An 11952-nucleotide genomic window follows, 5' to 3' on the forward strand; every position below is an offset into this window, starting at 1 on the left:
GTGGCTTCTTCGCGGGCAAGCCCGCTCCCACAGGACCACCACAGCTGCGAACACTGTGAGGTCCCTGTGGGAGCGGGCTTGCCCGCGAAAAGGCCCTAACTGGAGGAACTGGTTTCGCTCATACCGCCACCGCCCGCCGTCACCACCTGCACCGACAACCGCGGCGTGGCCAGGTCCAGCCCCGCTTCATCCAGCTGGCGCTTCAACGCCAGGTTGAACGCCCGCGACACTTCCCATTGCTTGATCGGCGCGGTCTTGAAGCGCGCTCGCAAAATCGCCGAGCCCGACTCGAAGCTCTCTACGCCCTGCAGCTCCAGCGGCGACCAGATATTGCGGCGCATCAACGGGTCGTTACGCAGTTTCTGCCCCACCTCGCGGATCAGCGTGATGGCCTGGTCGATGTTCATGCTGTGCGGGATCGCTACGCGGAAAATCGCGTAACCGAACTCCCGCGAGTAGTTCTTGATGCTCTTGATTTCGCTGAACGGGATGGTGTGCACGATGCCGTCGATGTCGCGCAGGCGCACGGTGCGGATGGTCAGGCCCTCGACCGTCCCCAGGTGCCCACCGACATCCACGTAGTCGTCGATGGCCAGCGAATCCTCGATGATGATGAACAACCCGGTGATCAGGTCGGCCACCAAGGACTGGGCGCCAAAACCGATGGCCAGGCCGATCACACCGGCACCGGCCAGCAGCGGGGTGACGTTCATGCCCATGTTGGCCAGGGCAACGATCACCGCGATGATGAAGATGGCCACGAACATGACGTTGCGGATCAGCGGCATCATGGTTTGCGCGCGGGCGTTGGCCAGCCCGCGGCGCGAACGCACCAAGGCGTGGTGCACGGCCGTGTCGGCCAGGATCCACACCAGCCAGGCGGCGATCAGCGTGCCGGCCAGGCCCAGCAGGCGCAGGCTCACCTCGTGGCCGTCGCCTTCGGCGAAGGTGATCATCGACAAGCCCCACACGCGCAGCCCCAACTCGATGAACAGCAGCCAGATGAACAGGTGCACCAGGGCATAGGCGAAGTTGCGCAAGCGCTCGGTGTACACCGCCTGGCGCTTGTTGGCGCGTTTGGGGTTGGCCGCGTGGCGGCGCACCAGGCCGTTGAGCACCATGCACACCACCACCAGCACCGTGCACATCAACGACTGGCGCAGGGCGGTACTGGTGTCGCCGGCCGAGACGAAGGTCGCGAACAGCGAAATACCCACCAGAATCAACGCGGGCGCGAACCAGAAGCTGCCGAGGATCTCGATGGTGTCGCTCAGGGTGCGCCGGGTCAGGCGCCGGTCCAAGGGTTGGTTGCGGATCAGGTGGGCGATCGGGCGGCGGAAGCGCAGGATGAACAGCCCGGTGCAGATCGCCGCGATGACGTTGGCCAAGGTGGCCAGGGCATGGGCCAGGTGGGTGCCGAGGGCGACGGTCAGCCTAGGGTCGCTCATGGCCTCACCGAAGGCGGCAAAGCTGCCGATCAGCCACAGCGGGCGGAAGGCCTGGTGCCGCAGGATATGCAGGGCGCGGTGGCGGTGTGGGCCGTCGAGCAGCGAGAAGGCGATCACGCAGATGGCCGAGAAGCAGGTGCCGACCACCAACGCATACGCCAGCACCATGGCCATCGACTTGCCCAGCGACGAGGGCAGGGCGAAGCTCAGGTACACGGTGAACACCAAGGCCACCAGCCAGGGCCCGAGCTTGCGCAGGGCAAAGCGCACCAGGTCCCAGGTGCGCGGGTGCTGGGGCAGCTCTTCGGTGAGGCCGAAGCGTAGCCGTACCCGGTGGCCAATCCAGTTGAAGGCGTATGCCAGCAGGCTCCAGACCGCGATGATCGCGGCAAAGCCGAACAGGATCGCCGGCCACTGGTGCACCGGGACCACCAGTTCGGTCAGTTCTGCCTGGGCTTGCTCGATCTCCGCCGCCCAGCGGTGGAAGGGGCTGGCATCGCCGCTGAACTGCTGTTCGAAGTCATGCAAAGCACCACCGATCAGGCCCAGCACGCCCTGTTCGACGGTGGGTTGTGATTGCTTGGTGGCGTCGCGCAGTTTTTTCAGGTCGGCCAGCAACTTGGCGCGTTGCTGGTCGTTTTCGAGGTTTTTGATCACCTCGTCCAGCGACTTGCCCAACGGCTCGGTGGCCTCAGGCTGCGCAGGCGCGCTGGAGCCGAGCAGGCTCGGCAGGCCCGCGGCCTGAACCGGGGTGATGAACAATAACAGCAGCAGGGACAGGCAACGCAGAAGGGCAGGCACCGGGAAATCTACCTCAGGTCAAACGATGGACCGAGTGTAGAGGTTTATGTGGGCAGTTTCTCCAGGATCTTCCAGCAGGTGAGGCCGAAGATGCCCAGTGTGCCGATCCACATCATCAGCACACCGATATTGCGCTCGCGCAGGCTGAAGCCGATGGTCAGCAGCAGCAGGAACAGAAACACCGGCACGAACAGGGACAGAAAGGGGGACATGGACAGCAATCCTTTTGCAGTGGGGCCATGTAATAAGCATAGCGGGTAGCAGGCGAAGCGGGTTGACCTTGAGCAAGGTGGCCGGACGCGCTGCCTTTTTTGCCTTGTGTAGGAGCAGCCTTGTGCTGCGAAGAGGCCGGTACATAATGCCCCGTTTTATGGGGCAGTACCGGCCTCTTCGCAGCACAAGGCTGCTCCTACACGATGGCGTTATGGCAGGTCGCGGCTGCGGTAGAACGCCGTCAGCACTTTCACCAGGTGCGCCAGGTCATGGCTGCCGCACAACTCGCGGATCGAGTGCATGGCAAAGGTCGGCAAGCCGATATCGACCGTGCGCACACCCAGGTTGCTGGCGGTGATTGGGCCGATGGTCGAGCCGCAACCCATGTCGCTGCGCACCACGAAGCTCTGCACCGGCACTTCTTCGGCCATGCACAGGTGGCGGAAGAACCCGGCGGTTTCGCTGTTGGTAGCGTAGCGCTGGTTGTTGTTGACCTTGATCACCGGCCCGGCGTTGAGCTTGGGCCCGTGGTTGCCGTCGTGCTTGTCGGCATAGTTGGGGTGCACGCCATGGGCGTTGTCAGCCGACACCATCAGCGAGCGCTGAATGGTCCGCACATAGCTGTCACCCTCGGGCAGCAGGCGTTGCAAGGTCTGCTCGAGCATGGGGCCGTCGGCGCCACAGGCCGAGCACGAGCCAACTTCTTCGTGGTCGTTGCACACCAGCACGCAGGTTTCGTCGCTGTCGGCAGCCAGCAGCGCTTGCAGGCCGGCATAGCACGACAGCAGGTTGTCCAGGCGGGCACCGGCGATGAAGTCGCGGTTGATGCCGATCAGCGCGGCATCCTGGGTGTCGTAGAAGCTCAGCTCGTAGTCCAGCACCACGTCGGCGTTGAGCTCGTGCTCACGGGCCAGCTGTTCGGTGAGCAGCGCGCGGAAGTCGATGCGCTCGTCGCCGGCGACCTGGGCCAGGATGGGCGGCAGTTCGTTCTGCGGGTTGATCTGCCAGCCTTCGTTGGCGGTGCGGTTGAGGTGGATCGCCAGGTTGGGGATCACCGCGATGGGCAGCTTGAAGTCGATCAGCTGGCTTTCGACCTTGCCGTCACGGCGGAAGGTGACCCGGCCGGCCAGGGACAGGTCGCGGTCGAACCAGGGTGCCAGCAGCGCACCGCCGTAAACCTCGACGCCCAACTGCAGGAAGCCTTGGCGCTGCAGTTCGGGTTGCGGCTTGACGCGCAGGCACGGGCTGTCGGTGTGGGCACCGACCATGCGGATACCGCCAAGCAGGGGCGCTTGCTTGCCCAGTTTGATAGCGATGATCGAGGAGTCGTTGCGGGTGACGTAATACCGACCACCCGGCACCGTTGACCAGCTGTCGCGCTCGTCCAGGCGCTGGTAGCCGGCGGCCTCGAGGCGCTGGGCCAGGCTGGCGGTGGCATGGAAGGGCGTGGGGGAGGCCTTGAGGAAATCGATCAGGCCAGTGTTCAGTGCTTCGCGCATAACTCACTCCAGACAGCAGTGGCGCGAGTTTAACGCAGATAGATCACAAATTGTGTCGGCCTCTTCGCGGGGCAAGCCCGCTCCCACAGGTACCCCACAAACCCTGTGGGAGCGGGCTTGCCCGCGAAGAGGCCGGAACTGCCACCCATCAATCAGAACGGTGCCGGGCACTCGAACTTCAACCGCTCCCCGCTGACCGGGTGAGTGAAGCTCAGCATTGCCGCATGCAGGCACAACCGGTCATAGGCCGCCAAGGCTTCAGGGTTGGCATACAAGCGGTCACCCAGCAGCGGGTGGCCGATCGACAGCATGTGCACGCGCAGCTGGTGCGAGCGCCCGGTAATCGGCGTCAGCTCGACCCGGCAGTGGTCGCCGCAACGCTCCAGGACGCGCCAGAAGGTCAGGGCATGCTTGCCTTGCTCATGGTCTACCACATGCCGTGGCTTGGTCGGCGGGTCGTAGCGCAGGGGCAGGTCGATGCTGCCGCTGTCCAGCGCCGGCTGGCCCCAGCACAGGGCGGTATAGGCCTTTTCGGTCTCGCGGTCGTGGAACTGGCGCGACAGCTCGCGGTGGCTGTCGGCATCGCGGGCCAGCAGGATGATGCCGGAGGTTTCCCAGTCCAGACGGTGCACGATCAGCGCATCGGGGTAGCCGTTTTCCTGCAGGCGGGTGATCAAGCAGTCCTTGTTGTCATCGGCACGGCCGGGCACCGACAGCAGCAGGGTTGGCTTGTTGACCACCAGGATGGCGGCGTCTTCGTGGAGGATCTGGACGTTTGACAGCGGCATTGCGTGGTCTCGGTTAAATCGGGGAAAACCATTGGGGCCGCGTTGCGGCCCATCGCCGGCAAGCCAGCTCCTACAGGTACAGCGCGGACCCTGTAGGAGCTGGCTTGCCGGCGATGGGCTGCAACGCAGCCCCAATGATCACGCCAGAACGCTGAATCAGCGATCAGGCAAGGTAATGTTCAGCTCCAGAATCGAGCAGCTACCCTGGTTTTCCAGCTCGATGTGCACATCATCGTTGCCGATGTTCACATACTTGCGGATCACTTCGAGCAGTTCTTTCTGCAGTGCCGGCAGGTAGTCCGGTTCGCTGCGCTGGCCGCGCTCATGCGCCACGATGATCTGTAGACGCTCTTTCGCCACCGACGCGCTGGTCTGTTTCTGTCTGCCACGAAAGAAGTCAAAAAGGTTCATGGTTTACTTGCCTCCAAACAGGCGCGCGAAGAATCCTTGCTTCGGCACTTCGATGAACCGCAGGGGCTTTTCTTTGCCCAGCAGACGGTCGACGGTGTCGCTATAGGCCTGGCCGGCATCGCTCTGGTCGTCGAGGATGACCGGGATGCCCTGGTTGGAAGCCTTGAGCACTGCCTGGGACTCGGGGATCACGCCCTTGAGCTTGATCGCGAGGATGTCGGTAACGTCGTCGATGCTCAGCATCTCGCCTTTCTCGACGCGCTCAGGGTGGTAGCGGGTGATCAGCAGGTGTTCCTTGATCGGCTCTTCGCCGTTCTCGGAGCGGCGCGACTTGCTCGACAGGATGCCCAGCATGCGGTCCGAGTCACGTACCGAGGAAACCTCAGGGTTGGTCACGACGATGGCTTCGTCGGCGAAGTACATCGCCAGGTGCGCGCCTTTTTCGATACCGGCCGGGGAGTCGCAGATGACGTACTCGAAGTCATTCTTGAGTTCCATCAGCACTTTCTCGACGCCTTCCTGGGTCAGCGCGTCCTTGTCACGGGTCTGGCTGGCGGCCAGGACGTACAGATTCTCGAGGCGCTTGTCCTTGATCAGGGCTTGCTGCAGGTTGGCTTCGCCGTTGACCACGTTGACGAAGTCGTACACCACGCGGCGCTCGCAGCCCATGATCAGGTCGAGGTTACGCAGGCCCACGTCGAAGTCGACGATGACTGTCTTGTGGCCGCGCAGTGCGAGGCCGGTGCCGATGGCGGCGCTGGTGGTGGTCTTGCCCACACCCCCCTTGCCGGAAGTAACGACGAGAATCTTGGCCAAGGTGTTTCACCCCTAAATAAGTCGGGACAGGTGTCCCAGCAATATGCAAAAAACGGCAACAGGTAAAAAAGTTGCTCTAAAAATGACGGCAAGTATCCGTTAAAGACGGGTGATGTTCAACACGTCACCAGACAGGCTGACTTGCACGCCGAAGCCCCACAGCGGGTCGCGGCGCAGGTCTTCGCAGACCTTGTACTGGCCCGCGATCGAGACCATTTCCGCCGTCATCTGCTGGCAGAAAATGCGTGCTTTGGTGTTGCCTTTGATGCCCGCCAGGGCGCGGCCGCGCATGGCGCCGTACACATGGATGTTGCCATCGGCCAGAAGTTCCGCACCCGGGCTGACCGACGCAGTCACCACCAGGTCGCCGCCTTGGGCGTAGATCTGCTGGCCGCCACGCACCGGCGAGGTAATGATGCGGGTCGGGCGGATTTCCGGTTCGGCTGCAGGCGCCGGCGCCGGCTCGGGCTTTTTCACCTCAGGCTCGGGCTCCAGCGGCCGTTCGCGCGCGCCGGACGGCGGCAGCACCGGCAGGTCGATGGCGATCGCCGCGGCGATGTCCTCGATGCGGTTGGCGCGGATCGCCAGGGTACGCAGGCCATGGTGGCGGCAGATACGCATCAAGCCGGGCAGGTCGATGGCGCCTTCGCTGGCCGGCAGCTTGTCCAGCGCCAGCACCAGCGGCGTGTTGCTGAAAAAGTTGGGTGCCTGCGCGACTTTGGCCGCCAATTGGCGGTCGAGGGCTTCAAGGTCATTGCGCGCCAGTTCCAGCACAGTGATGGCGAGCATGCTGCCCTTGAGCTGGAACACGGAGGCGGTGTCGGGGGTCTGGTTTAGGCTCATGGTCTGCATAGACGGCTTGTTGCGAAAAAAGTGCCCTGACTTATAACGAGAACACCCGTTGCCCGCAACATGCGCTGATCCGTTGTAGAATGCGCGGCCTTTGTCTTTCCGGAAGCTTCAATGGAACGCCCGCGTTTTCGCCCCTATTTCCTTCACCCCAGATTCTGGGGCCTGTGGCTGGGCCTGGGCCTGCTGTGGCTGATCGTCCAGCTGCCTTACCGGGCCCTGCTGTGGGTCGGCACTGCGCTGGGCGCAGTGATGTACCGGGTTGCCGGCGAGCGTCGACGCATCGCCGCGCGCAACCTTGAACTGTGTTTCCCTGAAATGTCCGACGACGAACGGCAGCGTTTGTTGAAGGCCAACTTCGCCTCCACCGGCATCGCCTTCTTCGAAATGGCCATGAGCTGGTGGTGGCCCAAGGCCAGGTTGGCACGCCTGGCACATATCGAAGGCCTCGAGCACCTGCAGGCTGCCCAGCAGGCAGGGCAGGGCGCGATTCTGATGGCCGTGCACTTCACCACCCTGGAAATCGGCGCCGCGCTGCTGGGCCAGCAGCACACCATCGATGGCATGTACCGCGAGCACGGCAACCCGCTGTTCGACTTCATCCAGCGCAGCGGCCGTGAGCGGCACAACCTCGACTCGCTGGCGGTGGAGCGTGAAGACGTACGCGGCATGCTCAAGCTGCTGCGTTCGGGCCGGGCGATCTGGTATGCGCCCGACCAGGATTACGGCGCCAAGCAGAGCCTGTTCGTGCCGTTGTTCGGCATCCCGGCGGCGACCGTGACCGCCACCACCAAGTTCGCCCGCCTGGGCAAGGCGCAGGTCATCCCCTTTACCCAGAAGCGCCTGGAAGATGGCAGCGGCTATCGTTTGGTGATCCATCCGCCGCTGGCGGACTTCCCCGGGGAGAGTGAAGAAGCGGACTGCTTGCGCATCAACCAGTGGATCGAGGGTGTGTTGCGTGAGTGCCCCGAGCAGTACCTGTGGGCGCACCGGCGCTTCAAGTCGCGGCCCGAGGGTGCGCCTAGGCTGTATGACAAGAAGAAACGCTGATGCCAGGCCTGGCCTCTCCTTGTAGGAGCAGCCTTGTGCTGCGAAGAGGCCGGGGAATGCTGCCGATTATCTTTAAGGCTGCACCGGCCTTTTCGCAGCACAAGGCTGCTCCTACAGGAAGGATGCCATGGCCCCACCTCCGGTAACCGGTCTGATCCTCTCTGGCGGTGGCGCCCGTGCCGCTTATCAGGTCGGCGTATTGGCCGGCATCGCTGAACTGCTGCCCCCGGGCGCGCCCAACCCCTTCCCGGTCATCGTCGGCACGTCGGCTGGCGCCATCAATGCGGTCACCCTCGCCAGCGGCGCTACCCGCTTCACCGAAACCGTGCGCAACCTCACCGCCTTCTGGCAAAACTTTCGCAGCCACCTGGTGCTGCGCAGCGACTGGCCGGGGGTAATCCGCCAGGCCAGCCGCTTCGTCAGCCATAGCCTGCTGGGCCTGGGTGGCCATGCGCCGGTGGCGCTGCTCGACAGCAGCCCCTTGCGCGGCCTGCTGCAAGCGCACCTGGACCTGGACGGCATCGGCCACGCCCTGGCCACCGAACAACTGCGCGCCGTGGCGGTGACTGCATTCGGCTACGAGTCGGGGCAGGCGGTGACCTTCTACCAGGGCCGCGGCACCATCGAGGCGTGGTTGCGCCACCGCCGCATCGGCGTACCCACGCCGTTGACCATCGACCACTTGCTGGCCAGTGCGGCGATCCCGCTGTTGTTCGCGCCGGTCAGGCTGGGCGACGAGTACTACGGTGACGGCGCGGTGCGCCAGTCGGCACCGATCAGCCCGGCGTTGCACCTGGGGGCCAGCCGGGTGCTGGTGGTCGGGGTCAGCGGCAACCCTCAGCGGCCATCGCCGCCGCGGCCCACCCAGCGAGTGTTCAGTGGCCAGCAGCCGAGCCTGGCGCAGATTGGCGGGCACATGCTCAACAGCACCTTCATCGACAGCCTGGAAGACGACATCGAACTGCTGCAGCGGCTCAACCACCTTAGCCACTTGCTGCCTGCCCACCTGGATGCACGGCGCCTGGGGCTGGCGCCGGTGGAAGTATTGGTGGTGGCGCCCAGCCAGCCGCTGGACGAAATCGCTGCGCGGCACCGGCGTGAATTGCCGGCGGCGTTGCGGCTGTTCTTGCGTGGGCCGGGGGCGACGCGGACCAGTGGGGCGGGGGTGCTGAGTTATTTGCTGTTCGAGGCGAGTTATTGCAGTGAGCTGATCGAGCTGGGGCGCAGGGATGCTTTGGTCAAGCGGCGGGAGCTGGAGCAGTTTCTGGGGATTTGATGCAAGCAGTGCTGGCCTCTTCGCGGGCAAGCCCGCTCCCACAGGATCACCACAGCTGCGAACACTGTGAGGTCCCTGTGGGAGCGGGCTTGCCCGCGAAGAGGCCAGTAGCTATTTACTCAGCAATCTGAAGCTTGCGCGCCTGGGTATACACATACCGAACCTTCTCATACTCGAACGGCGAGTTGAGCTGGCCATAGCGGAATTTGGTGGTATAGCGCTTGTCCACCACCTGCAGGGCAAAGATTTCCGGGTGATCGGTACTGGTTTCCGGCACATTGAGGAAGTTGACCGCCTGCTCGCCCGCATAGTCCACCACCAGCCCGGTGGTATCGCGCAGGTTCGAGGGGCCCAGCACCGGCAGCATCAGGTACGGCCCGTCCGGCACACCATAAAAGCCCAGGGTCTGGCCAAAGTCTTCACTCTGGCGCGGCAGGCCCATCTTGGTCGCCGGGTCCCACAGCCCACCAACCCCGATCAGCGTGTTGAACATCAACCGTGCGGTGATTTCCGCCGAGCGCTTGGCTTTCAGTTGCAACACACTGTTGAACAGGTTCGGCACATCGCCGAGGTTGTTGAAGAAGTTGCTCACCCCGGTGCGCACGAAACGCGGTGTTACATACTGATAGCCGCTCACCACGGGCAGCAGCACCCATTGGTCGAGGCGGTAGTTGAAGTGGTAGATGCGCCGGTTGATTGATTCCAGTGGGTCGTAGACGTTCAGCGCCTCCAGTGTGGAGCGTTCGAACTCGCGCTGGTCCAGGCCTGGGTTGAATTTCAATGCGCGCAACGGGTCGATGAAACCATCGGCCTCCGGTGGCAGCGGCGCGGCGGTAACCTGCGGGTCGGCCTCGACCACGCTGGCGCGCGGTGCGACCTCCGCGGCCAGGGCGTTGCCAGCGACGAGCAGGGCAGTGGCGAAGAGGAGTTTGTTAACCACGGAAGAACTCCAGCATGGCGTCGCTGTTGACGCGGTAGTTGAGGTTGCCGCAATGGCCGCCATGGGGGTAAAGGGTCAGGCGGTCACCGAACACCTTGCGCAAGAAGCCGATATCGCCTGGGCCGAGGATGACGTCGTCGGCGTTGTGCATCACGGCAATTTTCGGGCTGTCGCGCAGGTAGTCTTCCAGCGCATACAGGCTGACCTGGTTAACCAACTGCAGGATGCTGTTGCCATCGGTGCGGGCGCGCCACATCGGGATCACCTGCTCGGTCATGTAGCAGTCGAAGTCGCACTGCAGGGCACGCTTGAAGAACGGCGTGAGGCTGCTGCCCTCGGTGATCGGGAACTTCGGCGGAATGATCAGCCCGCGGCGGTTGATCAGGTCGGAGGTAAAGGCGATATCGGCTGCCGAGAAGCGGAACGAGGTGCCGATCAGCATGGCCATCTGCTCGTTGGACAAGTGCTGGCGCGACTGCTGGAAGTCGTACAGCAGGGCTTCGTTGAGGTCGATATAGCCCTTGTCCTGGAAGTAACGGGTCAGCTTGGTGAGCATCAGCTCGTAGAACGTGGTGCTGCGGTCGATGCCTTTGACCTGGGTTTGCACCAGTTTGTCGAGGTTGTTGATCGAGGTGTACAGGTTGACCGGCGGGTTGAGCAGCAGCACACGCTTGAAGTTGAAGCTGCGCCGGGTCTCGTCCAGGTGGCTGACGAACGCCGCGTCCAGCGCGCCGAGGCTGTAGCCGGTGAGGTAGAACTCGCTGATCGGCAAACGCGGGTGCTGGGCGCGCACGGCCTGCATCACCCGGTACATGTCTTCAGCGTCATCCTGGCTGATACCCGGGGTGGCGAAGCGCGACGCCGCACTCATGAAGTCGTAGCTGGTGGGCGAGGACAGTTGCACCACGTGGTAGCCGGCTTGGTAGTACAGCTTTTTCAGGTATTCGTTGATGCTGCTGGAATAAGGGGCACCGGTGCCAGCGATCAGGAAAATCAGCGGCGCCTTGTGGTCCTGACGGGCCAGGCGGTACTTGAGCTTTTTTACCGACCAGAAGTTGTCGGGCAGGGTGAACTCACGCTCGGGTCGCAGGTTGAGGCTGTAGTCGTCCTGGTCGATGTCCTCATCGCTGGGCAAGGTTGGGCGTTGCTCCGGCGGCGTGGTGGCGATGGTCGCCTCGAACGGGTTGGTCAAGGGGTAGCCATAGCTCGCGGCGTCGATATCCCGCGCCGAAGCGGCCACAGCCATGAGCAGGCCGCCGAGCAGGGCAGCGAGGCGCAAAGATCGATGCATGTAACCCCCAAAAAGAAATACAAGGTGTTGCGGTGTGCAGGCTAGGACCACGGCAGTATGGGCAAAGTTGCCAAGTGCGGTGGTCTTTGGTGTGCTTGTTATCTGCAACATAGCTGCAGGAAGGTGATTTTGCCTTACAACCGGCCTTGGGCGATCATGCACGATTTCGATTTCTGCTATTGGAGAACTGGATGTCTCGTTCGCTGCCGGTCATTGCCTTGCTGTTATTTCTGCCTGCGTGGCTGGCCGCCAGTTATGGCGTGCGTTATGGGTTGATGGAAGACGCGCAGTGGGTGGGGCTGTGTGCGGCGCCCGAGGCGTTCTGGCAGTGCCAGGTGCGCTCGCTGCTGGGGCTGGGTATTCATTTTCAGGTCATCGCCTGGAGTGGGCTTGGCCTGGCGCTGGTGGCGCAGGTGGTTGCGGGTCGGGTTGGGTGGTGGCTGGCAGGTTTGGCGTTGGTGTTCGCGATACCGGCGTTGGTGCTGTATACCGCCAGTATTGCGGTGTTTGCCGTGGTGCTGGCCGGGTTGCGGCTGGTGCGGCAACCGCGTCGCGGCTGATAGGGTCCGC

Annotated in this window: 12 protein-coding genes; 3 read left to right on the top strand and 9 right to left on the bottom strand. The window is 63.4% G+C overall.

Going from position 1 to position 11952, the window contains the following annotated elements; all coding sequences use genetic code 11:
• Nucleotides 1–95 precede the first annotated feature (95 nt).
• The 7 genes from AC5PZ0_RS22375 to minC form a co-directional block, all read right to left on the bottom strand.
• The gene (locus AC5PZ0_RS22375; protein WP_027595913.1) at nt 96–2249 is read right to left on the bottom strand and encodes a mechanosensitive ion channel family protein; all 2154 of its coding nucleotides are present in this window, start codon (nt 2247–2249) and stop codon (nt 96–98) included.
• 44 nt (nt 2250–2293) lie between these two features.
• A complete protein-coding gene (locus AC5PZ0_RS22380) occupies nt 2294–2461 on the bottom strand; it encodes a hypothetical protein (RefSeq protein ID WP_167334464.1) in 168 nt (55 codons plus the stop codon).
• 210 nt (nt 2462–2671) lie between these two features.
• The gene (locus AC5PZ0_RS22385; protein WP_027595914.1) at nt 2672–3961 is read right to left on the bottom strand and encodes a M18 family aminopeptidase; all 1290 of its coding nucleotides are present in this window, start codon (nt 3959–3961) and stop codon (nt 2672–2674) included.
• A gap of 152 nt (nt 3962–4113) precedes the next feature.
• Nucleotides 4114–4749, bottom strand: a complete 636-nt coding sequence (locus AC5PZ0_RS22390) for an RluA family pseudouridine synthase (RefSeq protein ID WP_027595915.1) — start codon at nt 4747–4749, stop codon at nt 4114–4116.
• A 156-nt stretch (nt 4750–4905) separates the two neighbouring features.
• Nucleotides 4906–5160: a cell division topological specificity factor MinE gene (gene minE, locus AC5PZ0_RS22395; RefSeq protein ID WP_003252572.1), complete on the bottom strand. Its 255-nt coding sequence runs from the start codon at nt 5158–5160 to the stop codon at nt 4906–4908.
• A gap of 3 nt (nt 5161–5163) precedes the next feature.
• A complete protein-coding gene (gene minD / locus AC5PZ0_RS22400; RefSeq protein WP_027595916.1) occupies nt 5164–5976 on the bottom strand; it encodes a septum site-determining protein MinD in 813 nt (270 codons plus the stop codon).
• Nucleotides 5977–6075: 99 nt separating this feature from the next.
• Nucleotides 6076–6828, bottom strand: coding sequence for a septum site-determining protein MinC (gene minC, locus AC5PZ0_RS22405; RefSeq protein ID WP_027595917.1), 753 nt, complete (start codon nt 6826–6828; stop codon nt 6076–6078).
• A gap of 111 nt (nt 6829–6939) precedes the next feature.
• On the opposite strand from minC, the gene AC5PZ0_RS22410 reads away from it, so the two are divergent.
• Both AC5PZ0_RS22410 and AC5PZ0_RS22415 read left to right on the top strand, forming a co-directional pair.
• Nucleotides 6940–7875, top strand: coding sequence for a lipid A biosynthesis lauroyl acyltransferase (locus AC5PZ0_RS22410; protein ID WP_027595918.1), 936 nt, complete (start codon nt 6940–6942; stop codon nt 7873–7875).
• 127 nt (nt 7876–8002) lie between these two features.
• Nucleotides 8003–9151: a patatin-like phospholipase family protein gene (locus AC5PZ0_RS22415; RefSeq protein ID WP_099453206.1), complete on the top strand. Its 1149-nt coding sequence runs from the start codon at nt 8003–8005 to the stop codon at nt 9149–9151.
• A 115-nt stretch (nt 9152–9266) separates the two neighbouring features.
• On the opposite strand, the gene AC5PZ0_RS22420 is transcribed toward AC5PZ0_RS22415, so the two are convergent.
• Nucleotides 9267–10010 carry an MlaA family lipoprotein gene (locus AC5PZ0_RS22420; RefSeq protein WP_374707410.1) on the bottom strand — a complete coding sequence of 248 codons (744 nt, stop codon included), beginning with the start codon at nt 10008–10010 and terminating at the stop codon, nt 9267–9269.
• A gap of 73 nt (nt 10011–10083) precedes the next feature.
• Nucleotides 10084–11382 carry a serine/threonine protein kinase gene (locus AC5PZ0_RS22425; protein ID WP_027595921.1) on the bottom strand — a complete coding sequence of 433 codons (1299 nt, stop codon included), beginning with the start codon at nt 11380–11382 and terminating at the stop codon, nt 10084–10086.
• Nucleotides 11383–11573: 191 nt separating this feature from the next.
• On the opposite strand from AC5PZ0_RS22425, the gene AC5PZ0_RS22430 reads away from it, so the two are divergent.
• Entirely contained in the window at nt 11574–11942 is a 369-nt protein-coding gene (locus AC5PZ0_RS22430; protein WP_027595922.1) for a hypothetical protein, read from the top strand.
• The last annotated feature ends 10 nt before the right edge of the window (nt 11943–11952 follow it).

The organism is Pseudomonas sp. 5.2 (assembly GCF_059025405.1).